The organism is Bradyrhizobium sp. 14AA, from assembly GCF_054185205.1.
The window spans coordinates 17403-38542 of the sequence record NZ_JAVAYM010000035.1 but is presented as its reverse complement, the minus strand read 5'-3'; the positions used below and the strand labels follow the sequence as shown (position 1 = coordinate 38542).

At 58.8% G+C, this 21140-nt stretch carries 16 protein-coding genes; 1 reads left to right on the top strand and 15 read right to left on the bottom strand.

Annotation, left to right across the window (positions count from 1 at the left end; translation table 11 throughout):
- Positions 1-580: 580 nt before the first annotated feature.
- The 14 genes from RAD15_RS39215 to RAD15_RS39150 all read right to left on the bottom strand — a co-directional run bounded on the left by RAD15_RS39215 (position 581) and on the right by RAD15_RS39150 (position 19640).
- Positions 581-1501 (bottom strand): acyl-CoA thioesterase domain-containing protein, encoded by a 921-nt coding sequence (locus RAD15_RS39215; RefSeq protein WP_458184056.1) that lies wholly within the window; start codon positions 1499-1501, stop codon positions 581-583.
- A gap of 64 nt (positions 1502-1565) precedes the next feature.
- Positions 1566-2345, bottom strand: coding sequence for a carnitinyl-CoA dehydratase (locus tag RAD15_RS39210; RefSeq protein WP_458184055.1), 780 nt, complete (start codon positions 2343-2345; stop codon positions 1566-1568).
- Positions 2338-4416 carry an acetate--CoA ligase family protein gene (locus RAD15_RS39205; protein ID WP_458184054.1) on the bottom strand — a complete coding sequence of 693 codons (2079 nt, stop codon included), beginning with the start codon at positions 4414-4416 and terminating at the stop codon, positions 2338-2340. The genes RAD15_RS39210 and RAD15_RS39205 overlap by 8 nt, the downstream gene beginning before the upstream one ends.
- Positions 4417-5393: 977 nt before the next feature.
- Positions 5394-6452 (bottom strand): polyamine ABC transporter substrate-binding protein, encoded by a 1059-nt coding sequence (locus tag RAD15_RS39200; protein ID WP_458184053.1) that lies wholly within the window; start codon positions 6450-6452, stop codon positions 5394-5396.
- Between the two features lie 1419 nt (positions 6453-7871).
- A complete protein-coding gene (locus RAD15_RS39195; protein ID WP_458184052.1) occupies positions 7872-8690 on the bottom strand; it encodes an enoyl-CoA hydratase-related protein in 819 nt (272 codons plus the stop codon).
- Positions 8691-8990: 300 nt separating this feature from the next.
- Complete coding sequence (locus tag RAD15_RS39190) at positions 8991-10148, bottom strand: acyl-CoA dehydrogenase family protein (protein ID WP_458184051.1); 1158 nt, start codon at positions 10146-10148, stop codon at positions 8991-8993.
- A gap of 46 nt (positions 10149-10194) precedes the next feature.
- The gene (locus tag RAD15_RS39185; RefSeq protein ID WP_458184050.1) at positions 10195-11391 is read right to left on the bottom strand and encodes an acyl-CoA dehydrogenase family protein; all 1197 of its coding nucleotides are present in this window, start codon (positions 11389-11391) and stop codon (positions 10195-10197) included.
- Between the two features lie 98 nt (positions 11392-11489).
- The gene (locus RAD15_RS39180; RefSeq protein WP_458184049.1) at positions 11490-12374 is read right to left on the bottom strand and encodes a 3-keto-5-aminohexanoate cleavage protein; all 885 of its coding nucleotides are present in this window, start codon (positions 12372-12374) and stop codon (positions 11490-11492) included.
- 565 nt (positions 12375-12939) lie between these two features.
- Positions 12940-13803, bottom strand: a complete 864-nt coding sequence (gene purU, locus RAD15_RS39175) for a formyltetrahydrofolate deformylase (RefSeq protein WP_458184048.1) — start codon at positions 13801-13803, stop codon at positions 12940-12942.
- A 74-nt stretch (positions 13804-13877) separates the two neighbouring features.
- Entirely contained in the window at positions 13878-14498 is a 621-nt protein-coding gene (locus RAD15_RS39170) for a sarcosine oxidase subunit gamma (RefSeq protein ID WP_458184047.1), read from the bottom strand.
- A complete protein-coding gene (locus RAD15_RS39165; protein ID WP_458184046.1) occupies positions 14491-17472 on the bottom strand; it encodes a sarcosine oxidase subunit alpha family protein in 2982 nt (993 codons plus the stop codon). The genes RAD15_RS39170 and RAD15_RS39165 overlap by 8 nt, the downstream gene beginning before the upstream one ends.
- A complete protein-coding gene (locus tag RAD15_RS39160; protein WP_458184045.1) occupies positions 17469-17744 on the bottom strand; it encodes a sarcosine oxidase subunit delta in 276 nt (91 codons plus the stop codon). Before RAD15_RS39160 ends, RAD15_RS39165 begins: the two co-directional genes overlap by 4 nt.
- A gap of 15 nt (positions 17745-17759) precedes the next feature.
- Positions 17760-19010 (bottom strand): sarcosine oxidase subunit beta family protein, encoded by a 1251-nt coding sequence (locus RAD15_RS39155; protein ID WP_458184044.1) that lies wholly within the window; start codon positions 19008-19010, stop codon positions 17760-17762.
- A gap of 276 nt (positions 19011-19286) precedes the next feature.
- Entirely contained in the window at positions 19287-19640 is a 354-nt protein-coding gene (locus tag RAD15_RS39150) for a hypothetical protein (RefSeq protein ID WP_458184043.1), read from the bottom strand.
- Positions 19641-19832: 192 nt separating this feature from the next.
- Between RAD15_RS39150 and RAD15_RS39145 the strand changes: the two genes are divergently transcribed.
- Complete coding sequence (locus RAD15_RS39145; RefSeq protein ID WP_458184042.1) at positions 19833-20144, top strand: hypothetical protein; 312 nt, start codon at positions 19833-19835, stop codon at positions 20142-20144.
- A 200-nt stretch (positions 20145-20344) separates the two neighbouring features.
- Here the strand turns inward: RAD15_RS39145 and RAD15_RS39140 are convergent, their stop codons facing one another.
- Positions 20345-21109, bottom strand: coding sequence for an amino acid ABC transporter ATP-binding protein (locus RAD15_RS39140; protein WP_458184041.1), 765 nt, complete (start codon positions 21107-21109; stop codon positions 20345-20347).
- Positions 21110-21140 lie beyond the last annotated feature (31 nt).

Sequence of the window (21140 nt, the reverse complement as noted above, 5' to 3'; positions counted from 1 at the left end):
GGGGCCGGCGGGTTAGCCGTCGATAGACCGTTAGAATACTTAGAAGAAATCACCTCCGACACCGATAGGTCGGTGGCATGGAGCTCGGCGGAGAGAGCTTAGCTTGGCGGCGGACAACCTCCCGTCTTGAAGGGTTCGGCTCGGAAAACACTCCTTCCTCAGATAGAGCGCGACGCTACTCGTGCTTTCAAACAGCGCGTCACTGCCTGTAGTCGTGCCTGGGGGACAGGACGTGTACGCCGACGCAAAGCCTGCCGGCAACGGCAGGGTCAGTGATCCGTTGCATGCATGAAAGCGGAGAAACGGACGGGTGTGCGAACAACCTCAAAAGGCAACTCGCTCGACCTGATTGCGTCGCGCCGCACACTGAAGTTCGCACCGGCTCTCTCTCTTGACCAACTTGACCACGGGAGGGCGCGGCTTAATCAAACGTACACAGTAGTCCCAGAATGATTAGGCGGACGATCAGCAAGGTTTCCACGAAGGCGCTTATTCTTCGCAAGCGATCACTTGCGATGCAGCCGTTCGCAACACCAGCGTCTTTGTGTTTTGTCTCTGTTGAGCGGCCATTCGTCTGCGCCTAGAGCAGGCGCATGAGGCTTTCCTGGCTTGTAGAGGCGACCAATCGACCGTCTTTTGTGAAGAACTGGCCGCGAGCAAAGCCGCGAGCGCCACTTGCAGACGGGCTCTCCATGACGTGCAGGAGCCACTCGTCCATTCGGAATGGGCGATGGAACCAGATGGCGTGATCCAGGCTGGTGGCTTGTAAACCAGGTGTATCCCATGTGAGCGCATGGGGCTGCATTGCCACGGACATCAGTTGCACGTCCGACAACAATGCCAGCAGATACCGGTGCAAAGCCGGGGAGCACGGTAGTTTGTCGACAGCGCGACACCAAACGCGGTGAAGCGGCGGCTTTGCCTCTCGGGTCAGGATGTCGTCCAAACCCACAGGACGGACTTCGATAGCACTTTCAATCCATAGGTCCCTGCCAATCGCGCCCGGGGTCCTATCGACGTATTTGCGAACGACCTCACGATGCGACAGGAGATTTTCCGGACCGGGTACTTTGGGCTTGAGATCTTGGTGCTCGAATGCGGCTTCTTCGCACTGGAACGACGCCGTTAGAGTAAAGATGGCGCGGCCATCCTGCATGGCATCAACACGGCGCGTCGCAAAGCTCTTGCCGTCGCGCAAGCGGTCCACTTGGTAGATAACCGGCTTGCTCGCGTCGCCTGCTCGCAAGAAGTAGCCGTGCATCGAATGTGCGCTCTGATCCTTCCGAACGGTCAGCTCGGCGGCTGCAAGCGCCTGGGCCACGAACTGGCCGCCAAACACGTATGGCATCCCCCAGTCGAGACTGTGACCCCGGAACTGGTCCGCCTCGGTCTGTTCGGGCACGAGAACGTCGAGCATCTGGCTCAACGGAACTGCCTTGCTTTGCACTTTGAAAGTTTCCCCAAATTTCTGGATCGGCTCGCGCGAGAGAGCTTCGATCATTAGCGGTCGCGCTCAGTATTTGCGCGCCACTCGAAACGACCGGAGAGGCGCGGCTCCATTGCCACTATTTGCCCTTCCAAACCGGATCGCGCTTGTCGGCAAAGGCTCGGGGACCTTCGAGGTTGTCCTCTGAGCCGTAAAGCGTGTCGAGAGTTGCCAGCTGACGACGTCTCACCCGGTTCATCGTATCCTGGAAACTGAGCGCCTCGGCCACGCGTACGGTCTCCTTGATGGCGGCGAAGGCCAATGGTGGGCCGCTGGCCAGCACCCGCGCGACTTCCCAGACGCGTTGCTCCAGTTTTTCCTTCTGCAGTACCTCGTTGACCAAGCCCCAGCGATGTGCCTCGGCCGCATCCATCCAGCGGCCGGTGAGCAGGAGCTCCATGGCGATGTGATAAGGAATGCGTTTCGGCAGCTTGATCGTTCCGGCATCTGGCGCTGTGCCGACGCGGATTTCAGGAAATGCGAAGGAGGAGTGTTCAGAAGCGTAAATCAAGTCGCAGGAGAGAACGAGCTCGAAGCCTCCGCCCACCGCCATACCATTGACGCAGGCAATCACCGGCTTGTTGAGGTCCCGCAGTTCCTGCAAGCCACCGAAGCCGCCGACGCCATAGTCCGAACCTGCCGCCTCGCTAGCGGCAGCCTTCAGGTCCCAGCCAGCGCTAAAGAACTTGTCACCAGCAGTCTTGACAATGGCGACGCGCAGATTTGGATCGTCCCGAAACGCCTTGAATGTTTCACCCATCAGCCGGGACGTAGCCGCATCGATGGCATTGGCCTTCGGGCGATCGAGCGCGACTTCAAGTATCGTACCGTCGCGGCGGGTGGTGATCACATCAGTCATTCTGTCCCCCAAGGACTAGCAGCGCGTCAGCAATGAAGGCTCCCTTGCCTTCTGCGCAAACGATAAGCGGATTTATGTCGAGTTCCTCGATTTCGCTGGCGTTCTTCCGAACGAAGTCGGCGATAGCTGCAATGGCATTGATGGCCGCGTTTATGTCTGCCTTGGGCTTTCCGCGATACCCATCGAGCAGTGGGTAGAGCCTCAAGCTGCGCAACGCCACTTCGATATTGTCGCGTGTCGCCGGAAGGAGGACCGTGACCGTGTCGCGCAACAGCTCGACCATAACGCCGCCTGTGCCTAGCGTCATCACCGGACCAAACACCGGATCCCGAGTGAAGCCGACGATCAATTCAGCGACGCCGTCGCCGACCATACGTTCGACATAGAGCCCTCTTGCGAGCGGCGAGAGGTCCCGGGCGGCAGAGCTCACAGCGTCGGCATCTTTTAGGTTGAGCCGCACCGCCCCGACTTCTGACTTGTGGGCCACTCCTAGCGCCTTCAGCGCCACGGGGAAGCCGAGCGCCTTGGCCAAGGCGATTGCCTCTACCCCATTGGACGCGCGCCCGCCTTTCGGCACCGGAAGCCCGGCATCGGACAGCCTTGCTTTAGCTTGAGCTTCATCGAGCGTCGCACATTCGCCGCTTGATCGGCCCGCACCTTCGATGCCTAGCGGAGGCGCCAGCGGCTCGCGCCAAGCCAAGCCGATGGACGCCGCGACTTGAGCTGCCTCTAGAGCTTCCGAAATACCGCATAGGGGCGTAACGCCTCGCGCCATCAGGCCTATTGCATAGTCCTCCGGAATATTCTCCGGCAGGGTAGCCACCATCGCGCCCCTAGCCCTGGCGGCCTTCAGCGCCGCCTCGAAGGCGCTTATGTTCGCCCGGCCATATTGCTGCCCAATCGAGCAGCGGTCAGCACGCGGGATGTCCAGCAAGAGCATATTTAGGTCAAAGCCACCCGAGAGCATCGCGGTGAAGGCCTCGGTCATCACCTGCTCGTCGCCCGAGTTGTAGTTGTTGTAATCAAGAGGGTTAGCTACCGCCACCAATGGCCCGAGCGCCGATTCGACGCGAGCACGATGCTCGTTCGTCAGCGGGGGGAAGTGCACCAAGCGCCCTTCCGCACTGTCGGCGATGATCATGGCGTCGCCGCCGGACCAACTCATCGATGAGAGACGGTAGCCGGACACGGGTCCACCGACGTGCAAAAGCTTCAGCGTCTCGACGAAAGCGGGAATGGAATCGACCCGCCCGATGCCGAGTCGCTTCAGAAAAGCGCCGGATGCAGCGTCCGAGCCCGTAAGCGAAGCGGTATGCGACACCGTCGCCTGTCGCGCCAGATCGGAACGACCAGCCTTCAACGCGACTATTGGCTTCTTCAACTCGCGGGCTCTCGCCGCCAGCTTTTCGAAACCGGCGACCGAATCGAATGCCTCGATATAAAGCCCCAGCGCTGTGAGGCGATCATCCTCGATCAAGCTGAGCGCCGCTTCGGAAAGGCCGACCTGCGCTTGATTGCCGACAGAGACAAGGAAAGCGATCGGGAGGCCACGCCTCTGCATGGTTAGGTCGATACCCAGGTTGCCCGATTGCGTCACGATGCCGATCCCACGACCACCTTGGGGCAAATGGAAACCGCCGTGTCGACCGGCCCACAAGATCGCACCGTCGGCATAATTGATCACGCCGAGGGAGTTCGGCCCGAGGAACGGCATTTTGCCCGCGGCCGTGACGAGTTGGGCCTGCAATTTCTCGCCGTCCGAATCGTAGCCAGACGTTTCGCGGAAACCAGACGCATAGCAGATGGCGCCGCCAGCCCCGCGCGCAGCCAACGCCTGGATCATTTCTATTGTGAGCTGCCGATTGACACCAAGAAAGGCGGCATCAGGCGCACCGGGCAGGTCGGCCACCGAACGGTACGCCTTGTGGCCGGCAACCTCGTCTTTAGTCGGGTGAACTGGCCAGATCTCGCCGGAAAACCCCAGTTTGATTGATTCTTCGATGATATAGGCCGCCGTCTTGCCAATCACCGCGATCGAATTCGGCCGCAGAAGACGTTCCAGTCTAAGCATTAATCCGACTCCGCGCGTGGGCAGTCGCGGCAACCAAAAGATGCGGCACTGAAATTTCGGCGCGGCACCCCACGCGTGCTCGATGCGAGCGTCCAGCCAACTGCACTCCAACGGCAGATCGTGCATGAGGTAAATGCCGCCGTGAATTTAGAACCTGGATAGAGTCCGGGCCACCGAGCACGAACTGACCGCTCACTTCCGCAGCCAGGCTGGATTCACATTCAATTCGTAAATGCGCTGCATCATTGATATGAACCACAGCCAGCGTACTCCTCGTAACCGACTCCGCGTGCTTTCCAGCGGAGACTAGGATGCTCGAGCTAAGCCTAACCGCTCCCCCAGCCGTTGAGAACTGGCAGGAAGTGTACACTGCGAAAGCCATTCCGACCCTTTACGTCGCTAAAGCTCGACCTGTCGTCAGGCCGCCCGAAACAATTACAGCGCCGCAAGTTGCGGATTTAACCAATATACGGAGTTCGCGAGCAGCAATTCTGCGCCCAGTTGGATAGGCATGAGGTTTTGCGTCTCCAGCTTAGCGTTGTGGTCAGACAGATGCTGCCTAGGAGGTTTGTCAATGGTCAAGTTTGCAGCTGTCTGCTCGGTGGAAGAACGATGAGGCCTTTGCATGGTAAGCGAGCGGCGCGCATTGATCGCAGAGAATCGCAAAGGCGCGGGTGCGGAGCACTGAACTATGAACTATGGCGGCAGCAGCGGGACATCCGCATAAGCTCGGGGTGCCGGCAAACACTGAAGTCGCTAAAGCTTCTAACTGCTTGCAATTGGGTGAACGCGCCTAAGAGCACGGCGGAATTGGGCTGGAAATTTCGCGCCGATCACGTAGTCGACGACGGGGGGGCCGCCCCTCATCGGGCAACCCCCAAGGTGCCGTCCATATGACCGGTGATGCTCATCAGCGCGCCCATGGCCTGGAGATCCAGGCAGCGCCTCTACGCGGCCGGTAATTCGTTTGCTCGGATTTATTTTGCGAGCCAGGCGGTAAAACGCTGACTCAGCGCGTCAAGGTTCTCAGCCCAAAAAGCGTAGTCTCTGATCAGCGCATTGGCCATATGGTCGGGAGTGGTGGGCAGCTGAGGCAGGATCGCCGGATCAACAAACGTCATGGCGTCTTTGTTGCTAGGAGCGTACGGTATGTAGCGAGTTTGGGCGGCTTGCACCTGGGGCGAAGCGGCGAAAGCGATGAACTTGTACGCCGCATCCCGCCGTGGAGTACCCTTGGGAATGGTCCAGTAATTCCACTCCGGTTGCTGAGCGTCCCACATAATCTGGAAATGCCTGCCGGAGTTCTTGACCGCATCGTAGATGCGGCCGCTCCAGGCATGAGTCATGACGACCTGACCGTCGGCCAGAAGTTGCACATGCTGGGCGCCGGACGTCCACCAGACCACGTCCTTCTTAATCGTGTCGAGCTTCTTGAAGGCTCGGTCGACACCCTCGGGCGTGCTGAGAACGTTGTAAACGTCCTTTACTGCCACGCCGTCAGCGATCAGCGCCCATTCGAGAATGCCTTGAGGACCCTTCGTTAACCCGCGCTTGCCGGGGAATTTCTCCAGATCAAAGAAATCGGAGATGGTCTTGGGTCCGTTCGGCAGTTTGTCTTGGTCGTAGGCGATGACGTTGGGAGCGGCCACGGTTGGAACTCCGCAATCCTGCTTGTCGGCTCCCGCGAATTTGGCACGATCGAAGCCCAGCTTGTTCCAATCGATGGTCTCAATGATGCCCTCGGCACATAGTTTGGTTGTCTGAATCGCACTGTTGTCGACCAAGTCCCAGCTCACGCTCCTGGACTCGACCATAGCGCGAATTTTGGCACCCTCGCCGGCCCACTCGTCGTCGGTGATCTCGATCCCGGTCGCCTTTGAGAAGGGTTCGAAAAACGCCTTGCGTTGGCTCTCCTGCAAGGCTCCGCCCCAGGAGACGATCGTCAAGTGATCGCCCGCAAGCGCGCGTTGCACCGCCCCCCCCGCCGCCGCAGCGGCCACAGCCAAGACGCTCCCAACTATCAATGATTTTTTCATGGTCCACTCTCTCCGTGCTGTGCCGCCAGGATCGAGGCGGCGTTAAAGCTTGCAGCCGTCGCACCGATGCGAACAATCCCCTGTCAAATATGGTTACCACCGAACGTTCGAGCACCCGCGCGATCTCTTCCCCGCCATTGCGAAACTTGAGCCGCAAGGCAAGATTCTCCTCTCAGGTCTATGCGGAGAAATCGCCTAGTCGCCTTGTGTCGGAGCATCGAAAATGGTGAGCATCGTGAGGGGCGTCGCTGCCGGAGCCCAGGGGTTCCAGCGCGTTCAAGAACTCACCGCTGGCGATGTCGAAGTTGAGATATTCGACGAGTAGCGTTTCACGGCCGCAAGTCTCTTGGATCCCAAAAGCTTGAAGAAGGCACCATTGCTGCCTGACATCGACCCATTCTCCGCTTCTGCCGTTCCGGCGCCGGCGGGTACCGAATCGCAATGCTCTTTCCCAGGAACTAGCGGTCTGCTGAGCCCACGGTCGAAACCGCGAGGGACAGCGCTGCATGCGCTTCTGAGGCTGCTCCGATGGCGCATTTCCTCCCTTTCCTGCGCTCGTTGGCGACCTTTGATGGCAGACGTCGGTCTCTCAGGAAACACTACACGTCTGCGACAGCTGAATTTTGTTGATGTAGCGCCTCGCTGAGCCGCAATGCTGCGTTAATTCGGCGAAACGCGACTTTCATGTGCAACCAGGGGAGAGCCGACCCTGAGCTTTGGGTCGATGATGCGGCGACTTATTCCAGAATCATGTGACGACTTCTGCTAATGCTTAAAGTGAAGCCTTTTGTCCTTTCCGCGAATTCGGCCGCAGATAGGTCGTATGGCCGGCACGCGCGCAGGTTGGCCGACATTTCTGAATACTATGTAAAGCTGTCAGGGCCAACATTGCGCGACCTATGGTCTGTTTTGGACAAAATCCTTATCGAGGCACGATCGACTCCGACAGAGTTCTACATGAGTGTTGTCCCTGTCTGGACGGCGCATCGGGCACAAGGATCGAGAACTTGGAAGAACCGGTCACTACAGGCGCCCAAGTCCATCGTCCGCAATCCAGTGTGCAAGATCTCGGATCTGCAGCTCTTTTAAATGCTCCAGTCACTCAAGAGTGCTCGCCAATTCTGCGGCAGAGGAGCGCTATCGCGCGAAGCCTAAGATGATAGCTCCAACTAGGGACTCACATCCGTATTTCTAATGCGCCGCACCACTCACCGATAGAGTACGTTATCTGTCGGCGGTGGCGGGTTTCGGATCGCGCACGTGAAACTGCACCACAAGCCGGACCGGCCTCGTCGCCTTGAGCGAAGCGCCAACGATCCGTTTGGGGCGTTGGAAGATGAAAGCTCCGGCTCGCTGTATCCGCAACGGCACCGGCGATGAACGGCCCAGAACTCATACTTACCTCGACGACACTAAGCTTCAATGTCCTTTGAAAATGGGCCTTCTCTTCTCCGCGAACGCGCGAACAGCTTCCTTGTGATCGAGCGTCTGTCCTGTCCTGAGCACGGCCTCGGCCTCATAATCCAGCGACTCCAAGAATGTGGAGGTCACAGCATGATCCAGACTGTCCTTGATCAAACCGAACGCGATCTGTGGTCCTGTTGCAAGCGAGGCCGCCAAGGCGAATGCCGTCACCAGCAAATCCGCATCCGGCACCACGCGGTTGACGAGACCCAGCGCTTCCGCCCGCTGCGCATCGATCCGTTCGGACAGTAACATCAATTCGCGCGCGCGGGAGAATCCCGCCAGTCGGGTCAACAGCCAAGAGATTCCGCTATCGCCAGCCAAACCAACGCGCGCAAATGCGGTGGTCAGCATGGCTGACCGTGCAGCTATTCGCATGTCACAGGCGAGGGCGAGCGCAAGACCCATGCCCGCTGCTGCACCAGGAATTGCCGCGATAGTCGGTTTTCTGATGGCGATCAGCGTACCGTTTAGCTTTCGCTGTTCGATCCGAAAATTGGCAACCCGTTGTTCGAAAGTCAGGTCGGCTTTTGTCTCGCCCATCCCGTTTACGTCATAGCCGGCACAGAAAGCGCTTCCCGCGCCGGTGATGAGAATCGAACCGACTTCCGAATCTTCACCGAAGCGCTTGATCAACTCGCACAATTTCGCGATCATACGATCCGACAACGCGTTCCGCGCCTCAGGCCGATTGAGCGTGACAATGGCGACGCGATCGCGGACTTCCGCCAACAACTCACCTGCCCCTGATTTGCTTTCCAAACTCTCTGTCATGCTTCTCGCTCCATGTAGTACGCCGCACAGTTGGCGGCTTCTCCTCAGAGGCCCCGACGGCAGGCCTTGTGGGGCCAGCATCCTCGTCGTTGCTGGGACGGGGTCCCAGCGAAAAATCCGTTCTTATTCGGCAGCGTGATGATAGAGGCTGCTGCGTTGACGCCGAACACAGCGATCTCAGGTCACAGCAGTACTCACCAGCACAATCGGCGTCTTGACGTTGGGCGCGAACGCAACGTTGGTGGCCGACCTCAGGTCATTCCACTATCAGCTCACGCTCAAGTTTCTTGAACTTCCTATCTACTTCGCCTTCTCGCCATTGATTCCTCCGAACGCGGCTAGTCGTCCCAAGTGGTAATCTGTATCGCCGAGGAGCGTCTCAAGCATCGCGACATGCTTGAAGTAGTGACCGATGCTGTACTCCATTGTCATTCCGATGCCGCCATGGAGCTGGATCGACTGATGGCCTATCAACTTGGCCGACCAGCCAATCTGAACCTTTGCCGCTGAAATCGCTCGCATGCGCTCGCTCGCGTCACTTTCGCTGACCATAAGCGCCGCGTACATGGCCATCGAGCGCGACTGCTCCAATTCGACCAACATGTCGACCGCCCTGTGCTGCAGCACCTGGAAGCTACCAATCTTCCTACCGAACTGCTCTCGGGTCTTGAGATACTCGAGCGTGATGGCCTGCATTCCAGCAAGTGAGCCGACCGCTTCCGCACAAAGCGCTGCGACCGCTTCGTCGGCCACACGCGAGATGACTGGAAACGCCCCTGCCGGATCCCCGATTACATTGACTGACTCAACGCGCACATTGTCGAGCTTGATCTCGGCCGCACGCAGACCGTCCTGTGTTGGATAACCGCGGCGCGACAGGCCCGGCGTATTGCCGTCGACGATGAAGAGCCCGATTCCATCTTTCTCCCATGTCGCTCCGGCCGTTCGCGCCGATATGATGAACCTGTCGGCCGTGTCGCCGTGGAGAACGAGGCTTTTCGTGCCCTTCAGGATCCATCCGCCTCCGTTCCTCTTTGCTTGCGTCTCGACCCAAGAAAGATCATACCGCGACTGCGGCTCGGCATACGCGAAGGCAAATTTCGTCCGGCCTTCCGCGATGGCGGGGATGAACTCTGCCTTCTGTGCCTCGCTGGCCCCGTGACGAAGGATGCCGCCGGCAAGGATCACGGTTGCGAAATAGGGTTCCAGAACCAGCGCGTTGCCGAACGCCTCCATAACGATCATGGTTTCGACGGCACCGCCGCTGAAGCCGCCATATTCCTCGGGGAAAGGCAGCGCAAGTAGGCCGAGCTCGAGATAGTGCGACCACATCGCCCCGCTGTAGCCCCGACCTTCCGCCTGATACACGCGCCGGTTCGCGAAGCCATACTTATCCAGCAGCAACCGTTCGAGGTTCTCCTTGAGGAGCCGCTGCTCTTCCGATAAATCAAAGTTCACTGTGAAAAAGTCTCCGGAATTCTGGCGAGGTTGCCCTGGCCTCGAGCTAAAGACCGAGGACCGCCTTTGCGATGATATTCTTCTGAATCTCGCTTGAGCCCGAATAGATCGACGCCGCGCGGCTGAAAAAGTAAGTGGGCGCGATCGTCCCGGCCCAGGAGGGGCCGATCGGCAACTCATTCCCACTCTCTCGTTGCTCTTCTAAAAATTCGGGAAGCGCGTACGGCCCGACTACGTCCATCAGAAGGGCCGCTGCCGCCTGCTCGACCTCCGAGCCCCTCAGCTTAAGGATGGAACTCGCAGGGTCTTGCGAACCCTCCTGCTGCTTCGACGCCTTTGTGACCACTCGCAACTGCGTAATCTCGAACGCCTTCAGCTGGACTTCAACTGCGGCGAGCTTCTCACGGAAGGCCGGCTGATCAATCAGCCGCTCGCCACCAATGCAACACTGTGCGGCAACATCTTTGGCGCGCTGGATGAAGTCCTTCGATGTGCCCACGCCGGCGTCGGCGAAGCGTTCGTTGCCGAGCAGAAACTTGGCATAGCCCCAACCCTTGTTCTCTTCGCCGACGAGATTCACGGCAGGCACGCGCACGTCAGAGAAAAAGACCTCGTTGACTTCGTAACCACCATCAATCAACTGGATCGGCCGTACACTGACACCAGGCGTCTTCATGTCGATAAGGAGGAACGAGATACCCGCCTGCTTCTTGGCGTCGGGATCTGTTCTAACCAAGCAAAAAATCCAATCGGCGTATTGGGCGCCCGTTGTCCAGGTTTTCTGACCGTTAACGACGTAGTGGTCGCCGCTGCGCAAGGCGCGGGTTTTGAGAGAAGCGAGGTCGGAACCCGCGCCAGGCTCCGAGAAACCTTGGCACCACCAGTCCTCAGCGTTGACAATGCGCGGCAGAAAATAATTTTTCTGCGCTTCATTGCCAAAGGTATAGATGACAGGGCCCACCAGGGACACGCCATAACCGAACCTAATTCGCGCAGAGCACGCTCGCACCTCTTCTTCGAAGATGTATTGCTTCAGAGGGGACCACCCTGCTCCTCCATATTCCTTTGGCCAGCTCGGGACACCCTTCCTATGGAGGATGCACGCGCCGACCGCTCTTTCATCTTTTGTCAGTTGCCTGCCTTCAACCAGCTTGCGCCGCAGCTCCTCCGGCACGTTATCAAGCAGGAAACAACGGATCTCATGACGAAATGCCTGCTCCTCTTCTGTGAAAGCGATGTTCATTTTGTCTCTCTAACGACCCATTCAGCTTCGAGCTATCGTGATGCCGGAATGCGGAGCACTACCCCATAGCGCAACTACGCGGCGCAATCCAAGCGTAGCTATCCGCGCTTCACAACTCCGAGAATTGCTCGCGCCTCGGCCGGTGTCGCAACACTGGCACCCATGCGTTCGATGATTCCGACTGCATTCTCGACGAGCTCGGCGTTGGACGCGAGTACACCGCGTCGAAGATAAATGTTATCTTCCAGCCCCACTCGAACATGCCCCTCCATGGACACTATCTGCCCTACCATGCGCATTTCAGCAGCGCCCAAGCCGAATCCAGCCCAAACGGCCCCCGAAGGCAACAGCTCGCGCATCGCCTGGAGAACGAGCGGGGTCCCCGGAGCGCCATACGGAGTACTGAGACAGAATTGGAAGACAGCAGGACTATCAATCAAGCCTTCCGATACGAGTTTATTGGCAGTTTGCACGTGACCTACATCGAAGCATTCCAGCTCAGGCTTGACCCCGGCTTGTCGCATAAGGGTCGCCATCTCTCGCAAATCGGACATACGTCCAACAAAGATTCGCTCCCCGAAATTCATCGTGCCGCAATCCAAAGTGGCCAGCTCCGGCTGCAGCTTGATGGCGTGGAGACAGCGCTCCATAGGATTTTTGAGTGTGCTGGCCTTACCGATTTTTATGGGGTCGATAGAATCGAGCACCAGCTCGCCATCCATTCCGCACGTCAAGTTAATGACGACGTCAATCGCGGCATCCCGAATCTTCTTCACGACCCGTTCATAGAGTTCTAGTTGGTTCGACGCATGACCGGTGTCTGGATCGCGAACGTGAATATGGACGACCGCGGCCCCCGCCTTCGCAGCTTCCAGCGCCGCATCCGCAATTTGCGATGGCGTTTTAGGAATGTTCGGGTGCTTCGCAAGAACTGCAGTATTGCCACCGGTTATCGCGCACGTGATGATGACCTTCTGGGACATCAAGAACTCCTGTTGTAATTTCAGTGAGAGCCAGTGCTGGCAGGCTATTGGCATCTTCTTCGTTTCGGGCAGCACATGTTGCTGGCCTCGATTCGACAAGATGACCTCTGCGCTTGCCACGCGTGGACCCATCCGCTTTCATGTTCGCTTCGAAAAGCGGCATACCTTAAAATGGTTGGAGACAAGTTCCGCGCGCGATTTCCTCCAGGCACGAAGAAATGCAGCATTTACCAAGCGATTCTGCAGCTTTCCACCAACGCTGGGCCCGAGTTTGAAGGAGGCAGGACGCGATAGGAGCTCTTTAGGACGGCAGACCCGCCGCCGAAGTCGCGACGATGCCGTAACAACGCCACCACCATGACGATTTTCGTAAGAAATCCCGGCTTGCACTGCTCGCTTACGGGCCGTCAATGACGGGCAGAAGCCACTCGTCAATCGCGAACGAATGGAGCGGTGGAATTCTCAGGTTGGCCGCGCCGAGCTTGTCGTATTGGCGATCCGATAAATAATTCAAAACCACCGTCGATCATCACAATAGCGCTTTATGGAGCTTGGCAAGCTTCAGTCACCCGGTGAAGACGACAGTTTTCCTGCCGTTGAGCATCACGCGATCTTCGAGGTGATGGCGCACGGCGCTGGCGAGCACGCGTCTTTCGATGTCGCGGCCTTTGCGGACCAGATCCTCGGGCGTATCGCGATGCGTGATCCGTTCAACATCCTGCTCAATGATGGGGCCCTCGTCGAGATCGGAGGTCACATAATGCGCTGTCGCACCGATTAGTTTGACGCCTCGCTCATGGGCCTGATGATATGGCTTGGCGCCTTTGAAGCCAGGTAGAAAGGAGTGGTGAATGTTAATGCAGCGCCCAGACAACTTGGCTGAAAGACCGTCCGATAAAATCTGCATGTAACGGGCGAGAACAACCAGATCAGCCCCCGTTTCCTGCACGAGCTCCCAGATACGCGCCTCTTGCTCCATCTTATTCTGCTTTGTGACCGGCAAATGGTAGAAAGGCAACTCGCCGAGTTCGCTCGAGGAGAGATGCTCGAGCGCATGATTGGAAACGATTGCCGTCACTTCCATTTGCAGCTCGCCCGTTCGCCAACGATAAAGCAAGTCAGCCAGGCAATGGTCGAACTTCGAGACCAACAGCATCACACGCTTCTTTGCCGAACCCGCCCTCAGAGTGAAGGCCATGTTGAGCCGCTTGGCGAGATCCTCGATCGAGGCAGCAATTTCGGCCTGTGGCTTAGCCTGCTCAAGTCGATCAAAGACAACACGCATGAAGAAGCGACCTGTTTCGGTATCGCCGAATTGCTGAGCGTCGATGATATTGCATCCGGCCTCAAACAGAGCGTTTGAAACAGACGCTACGATTCCTGCACCATCAGGACAGGACAAGGCGAGAACCATGAAACGATCGGACATACGTGTTACCGTGGATAGAGAGGCGAACTGCGATGGAGAAAAGGTCGAGGCTCGGGATGAAACGCTTTGCGCTATCAACCTCGGTCCGTTGTCACACGGCAGCCGAATTCCGTTGCGGACGCGGCGAACCAGGACCAAAAACTCCCCGCCATGCTGCGGGCCACCAGAATTTCGAACACGGCGCCATCCGGTCCGTCCTCGGTACGCCAGAACTGCACACCAATATGCGCGAAGCTCGTCGACGCCGCGGCCCCGACAGGAAATGCAGAGGGATGTATATCGACCATCGAGCCCTTCGAGAGAACCTCTCGTACTCGTTCTCCCGACAGGCGAAGAGCGGCCCTGGCATGGCTCTGGTCGATGACAGCAGCATGAGCCGAAAGCGCACTGAGGAGATCGGGAAAACCCGCTCTCTTTCGCGCAAGGAGCAACCATTGATCCGGCCCTGAGCAGACCAAACCGTGCGTCGCCGACAGGACAACAGAGGGGCTCCGCGGTAGATCGAGACCGAGCAACCGCTTGGTGGCACATTCTAGGCCGGGTGAACTAGCGCTCGCGATCAAGGTCGCCAAACCCAGGCCGTCTAAGGTTAGCACATTGACACCGGGTGCCCTGCTCGCGCCGAGGAAGCCCGTCTGCGCAATACCCGCCCAACAGCTCCGTGGACGCCAAATCGAAGTTAGTTGCTCAGCCATGGAGACGGGCACCTTCAGGGTCAAAAAACACCGGCGAGCAAATCTCGACCTCGACATCGCCATTGCGGACCAAGTCGACGGCCCGGATGCGCTCGCCAATGCGGGTCGGTCCATTCTTCAGGAAGCCGAGACCAATCCAGTGCTTGAGGTTAGGCGAATAGGCGACGGAGGTCATGTAGCCCTCGTCGTTCTCCATGTTAGCTGCCCGATCAATGCCGATGAAATGCGCACCGGCCGAGAGGCGTTTGTTCAAATCGACTGGCCGGAAACCCACGAGAGTCGGTCGATCAGTTTGTATGAGCGCTTGCCGTTTTGCCATCAGGCGGCCGACGAAGTCCTTCTTGGACGACATCATCTTGCCGAGACCAAGGTCGCGAGCTGTGGTTTGGCCATTGAGTTCGCTGCCGATGGCGTGACCCTTCTCGATGCGCATCACGTTAAGCGCATCCAGGCCATAAGGCGTGATACCGAACGCCTCGCCTGCCGACATTAGGGCCCGCATCATCGCCTCGCCATAATCGGCCGAGACCGCTAGCTCATAGGCCAACTCCCCCGAAAATGAAATCCGGAACAGCCGAGCCGGGATGCCCTCAACCGTGACTTCGCGCGCAGCGAGATAGGGGAAGGCGTCATTGGAGATGTCGTGCTCGGCGTCGACCACACGGCGCAGAACGTCACGCGATCTTGGACCGGCGACTGCCGTCTGCGCCCATTGTTCGGAGACCGAGGCCATCTGCACGTCGAGCTCCGGCCAAAGGACTTGATGGCAGAATTCGAGATGCTGCATCACCTTGACCGCATTGATTGTCGTTGTGGTCATGAGGAAGTGATTTTCGCCGAGCCGTGAGGTGGTGCCGTCGTCCATGACGAATCCGTCCTCGCGCAGCATCACTCCGTATCGAGCCTTGCCGATCGGCAGCGTCTTCCAGACATTAGTGTACACCCGCTCCAGGAACTCGGCTGCGTCGGTGCCCTGAATATCGATCTTGCCGAGCGTCGACACGTCGCAGATACCGACGCCGCTGCGCGTGGCGAGCACCTCGCGGTTGACCGTGGCGAGCCAGTCCTGGTCACCGGGCTTGGGATAGGTTTGCGCGCGCAGCCACTGGCCAGTCTCGACAAAGACAGCTCCCTGCTCGCGCGACCATTCATGGGTCGGCGCCAGACGTACTGGCCGGAAATCCTTACCGCGGTGATGCCCGGCGAGCGCACCGATGGCGACCGGTGTGTAAGGTGGACGGAAGGTGGTCGTGCCCGTCTGGTGAATCGCCCTGCCCGTCTGCTCGGCCATGATAGCAAGACCAGAGAGATTTGAGGTCTTACCCTGATCGGTCGCCATGCCAAGTGTTGTGTAGCGTTTGAGATGTTCAACCGAGCGGAAGCCTTCCCGCGCCGCCAGCTCAACATCCTTGTCGGTGACGTCGTTCTGCAAATCGACAAAGGCCTTGCCTTTTTGACCCTTTACGCGCCAGATCGGCTTCAGGCCGCTCGTCTCCGCGTCCGTCGCGGGAATGGGCTCAGCCGGCAACGACGCGAAGCCGGTCTCAGCCGCCGCCTCGCGGCCGAGTCGTGTGCCGTCTTGCAGCGCGTCCGCGAGCTTGAAGCGGCCTGCGGCGCTGCCGGCGACCGCGAGACCCGGTGGTAGTGCACCCGGGACGAAGGCTTGGATCGCCTCCTCCCAAACCGGCTTGCCGTTCAGGTGCGATGTGAGATGGAGTGTCGGGTTCCAGCCGTTCGAGACCGCAAGTAAATCGCAGGCCAGCGCCGCGCGTTTGCCAGAGGCGTCGCGGACGGTGACGCCACGTAAGCTGCTGCGGCCATGGGTCATCTCGACAACACTGCCTGCGAACAGCGGGGCACCGATACGCGAGGCGAGGGCTTTGAACTCCGGATCGACCTCGCTGCGAGAATCAACGATCGCGGCCAAATGGGCCCCGGCTTCCGCGAGATCGCGCACAGTTGCCCAGCCGCTGTCACCCGCCGTAAAGACAACCGCCTCGCGGCCAGGCAAAACTCCGAAACGGTTCACGTATGCGCGCACGGCGCCGCTCAGCATAACGCCCGGCCGGTCATTGCCCGGAAAGACGATCGGGCGTTCGAGCGCGCCGGAGGCAAGGATTGCCCGTTTCGCATAAATTCGCCAGCCACGCTGGCGCGCCTGATGCGCCGGCGGGACGGCGACATGGTCATTGACGCGCTCGACCGCACCATAGACGCCATGATCATAAACCCCGAACACACTGGTCCGTGGCATGATGCGCACGTCGGAAAAGCTGGCGAGCTCAGCCAGCGTAGCTGCGAGCCAATCGACGGCGGGACGTCCGCCGATCTCCCGCCTTTCGGCGAGCAGTTGCCCACCGAGCCGAAAATCCTCATCGCAGATGATGACACGCGCGCCACTGCGACCTGCCGCGAGGGCGGCGGCCAGGCCCGCGGGGCCAGCACCAATCACCAGAACGTCGCAAAACGCAAATGCCTTTTCGTAATGGTCGGGGTCCTCGAGCTGGGCGGCGCGCCCTAAACCAGCGGCACGCCGGATCAGCGGCTCATAAAGCTTCTCCCAAAACGCTGCGGGCCACATAAACGTCTTGTAGTAGAACCCGGCAACCAAGGCAGGCGCAGCGAGGCCATTGATCGACAGCACATCAAAGTCAAGCGATGGCCAGCGGTTTTGGCTCGTCGCATCGAGATCTTCAAACAGCTCGATTGTGGTCGCTCGCGTGTTCGGCTCACGGTGCGCCCCGGTGCGCAGCTCCACGAGCGCGTTGGGCTCCTCAGGGCCGGCCGACAAGAGGCCACGTCGGCGGTGATACTTGAACGAGCGACCGAAGACGCGCACGCCATTGGCGAGCAGCGCCGACGCCAGGGTGTCGCCGGCGTAGCCGTCATAGCTGTTGCCATCGAAGCGAAAACGAAGCGCCCGGTTGCGGTCTATCAGGCCGCCGTTGGCGATACGGAGGGGCTGCCTGCTCATGCTGGCGCCCCCGCCCTTCGGTCCTTGACCGACACCACCGCGTCGATCTCGTGGGTCAATGTATTACGGCGGACCACAAGCCAAGAATGACAGCCGGCGCCATGATACCAGAACTCCTCGTGAAGACCGCGCGGATTGTCGCGCAGATAAACATAATCGAACATTGCAGCTTCCGTTGCAGCGAGGCCATCGGGACGCTGCGGGCCCGCATCGCCCAGATAGGTAAATTCCTGGACGTCACGAAGTCCGCAATGGGGGCAGGCAATGCGCATTTGATTAAGGATCCATCAGTGCAGGTTTGGATGGGCGCCTACGCCCCTCTCGTCGATCAAGCGCCCCGCAGCGAAGCGGTCGAGCCGGTACGCAGCGGCGACGGGATGAGGCTCGTCTTTGGCAATCAAATGGGCAAAGCAGAGACCAGAAGCCGGTGTTGCCTTGAAGCCGCCGTAGCACCAGCCCGCATTCAAGTAGAGCCCCTGGACCGGCGCATGGTCGATAATCGGCGAGCCGTCCATAGACATGTCAACGACGCCGCCCCAGTGGCGCAGCAGCCGCACTCGACCTAAGGCAGGCCACAGGCCCATTGCCGCTTCCATTACATCGTCGATCGCCGGGAGGTTCCCGCGCTGGGCGTAGGAATTATAGCCGTCAATATTGCCGCCAAAGACGAGACCGCCCTTGTCTGACTGGCTGACGTAGAAATGGCCCGCCCCGAAGGTCACCACGCAGTCGATCAACGGCTTAAGCCCTTCGGACACGAACGCCTGCAGAACATGGCTCTCAATCGGTAGACGCAAACCAGCCATAGCGGCCACACGCGAAGAATTACCTGCGACAGCGAGCGCGATCTTCTTTGCCTTGATCTGCCCACGCGTCGTCTCGACGCCGGTGATACAGCCATCCTTCAGGGTGATACCGGTCACCTCACAGTTCTGCACGATATCGACCCCGCGGCTGTCCGCGGCTCGCGCGTAACCCCAGGCAACGGCATCGTGCCGCGCAGTACCGCCACGCCTCTGCAGCAAGCCACCCCGAATGGGAAAGCGTGCCGTCTCGTAGTCGAGGAAGGGCACCATTGTGCGCACCTGCTCGGCGTTCATGAGCTCGGCATCAACGCCAGCAAGCCGCATCGCGTTGCCACGCCGCGCGTATGCATCACCCTGAGCATCCGAATGAAAGAGGTTCAGCACCCCGCGCTGGCTGACCATCGCGTTGTAGTTCAGCTCCTGCTCAAGCCCCTCCCAGAGCTTCATCGACAATTCGTAGAACGGCGTATTTCCAGGCAGCAGATAATTCGAGCGGACAATTGTTGTGTTGCGCCCCACGTTACCAGAACCAATATAGCCTTTCTCGATCACGGCCACGTTGTTGATGCCGTATCGGCTGGCAAGATAGTAAGCTGTAGCGAGACCATGACCGCCGCCGCCGATGATCAGGACGTCGTATGCGGATTTAGGGGCAGCATCGCGCCACGCCGGCTGCCACCCAGTATGCCCCTTCAAAGTCTCGGCAATTAGAGTGAGGAAAGAATAGCGCATTGGGCTCGTTCCATATCAAGCTGCAGGACCATACTCTTAGGCTTCCACAACGGCCAACCGGCCGACGTCGGAGACCTCGCGAGAGGCGACGCCTTTCATTGTCGCCAAACGCCACATCAAAGCTGTTCGGGCAAGCAGCTCGAGGGAGCTTAACGAGAATGCGACCACGCTACACTCCGCAACAAACTCACACAGCCGCAGGCCCTGCGAGCGGCTCTCCGCACCCGACCAAACTGTGGATTTGTGTATCGACTACTTGAAAGGTCATCGGCTCATCTAAAGTGTCTGCGGGTTCACGATACCTATCTTATCAAGATATTTGCGCGCATTCTGCGCCTTCCGAGACGATTTTATGCAAAGCGCCGCGATTTCGCGCCGAATTTCATCCAGCACATCAGGTCCAAATGAGTACTTGACCGCTGAACCGGGACGGGCCGTCAGAGCCATCGCCGAATGAGGCATGTTGTTGATTTTCCCTATGGACAGTGAACGACGCAGTGCTGAGATCGAACGGCTTGATATGGCGGACACGGGCCAGCGGTGCCGGTTCGAGGATGAGAAGCTCAAGATTATCCTTGAGAGGTTATAGGCGCCGCGCCAGGTCGCGGCCACGGTGCGGCGATACGGCATGTCGCGCTCGTTGCTGCTGCGATGGCTGCGGTCGTTTCGCCCGGAGCCGAAGGGATGCCACACATCAACTGGGCTTCGTACCAGCAAATGGTAGTCGTAGAACCAAGGGCGTCTAATCGGGCCTATCGGCGGCGGCGCGACCGAGATCGAGTTTGCGGCCGCGGCTCGGATCGGATTGCGGGCGCGGTCGACGTGGCGACGCTGAAGGCCGCGGTCGCTGGCGGCGAGCCGCTCGGCGAGGATAAGTCGACACGCATTTTCGATACGGATCTACGTGAGAAGTTCTTCCAATGCACGGAAGGCGTGTTGGAAAAAGCGCGGCAACGGAAAGCAGTGGAATTTCCGGAGAGTATCAAAGAGATCGAGACGGTAGACGAAGTCATGGCCGCCCTTCGTCGGGCACACGGAAATGATTCCAAATGTCGCCGGTCGGTAATTTCGCTGCCCAAGGGCGTACAGGACACGGCAATCATTAGCCCTTCCGTTGCGCCAGTTCGGTCCTAGCGGCGCCCCTGGTGTTCTGAAGTCTCTTTGGGTTTCGCGCAGTCCAAGCGAGAGCGCGCCGCGCAAGAAGAGCGAGCGCACATCAATTCGCATCCTAAAACTTAGACCTTTTTTCGAGAGGCTTCGCTCGTGATTGATAAAAAGATCGCGCCTGCATTCGAAGCCTCGCCCGCCTCTACGTCCCATCTATTTGGTGCGGGTCAATGCAATAATTGACTAAGAAATTTTTTGGTGCGGGCATGCTCTGGATGTCTGAAGAAACGCGCGGGCGCTGCTTGTTCGATTATTTCGCCTCCATCCATAAACACTACTCGGTCGGCGACCTCGCGAGCGAAGCCCATCTCGTGTGTCACGCAAATCATTGTCATGCCCTCTTTCGCAAGTGCGGCCATTACATCGAGCACTTCTTTCACCATCTCCGGATCAAGCGCCGAGGTCGGCTCGTCGAACAGCATGATCTTCGGGTTCATACAAAGCGCGCGAGCGATGGCGACACGCTGTTGTTGACCACCTGACAATTGACTTGGATATTTTCTCGCCTGCTCGGGTATTCGGACTCGATCGAGGTTTTCCATCGCGATTTTTTTTGCCACATCGCGCGCCACCTTACGCGCACGGACTAAAGCCAGAGTGCAGTTATCGATGACCGTCAAGTGCGGAAAGAGATTGAACTGCTGGAAAACCATCCCAACATCACGCCGGACTTCCTGTAAGCCTTTCATGCCGGGGCGTAGTTCGACCCCGTTCACGACGATCCTGCCCTTCTGATGCTTTTCAAGCTGATTGATGCACCGGATCAAAGTGGACTTTCCCGAGCCTGACGGGCCACACACCACAACCCGTTCTCCCACGCGGACGTCAAGTGTGACGTCACGCAGCGCCTGAAAAGTTCCGTAGTACTTTGAAACGCTATCAATAAGCACTGCGATCGGGACCGCGATTCTCGGCAGTTCGGCACTAGCCATCTTCGCTCCTCCGCGACCACACCGCGGGGTC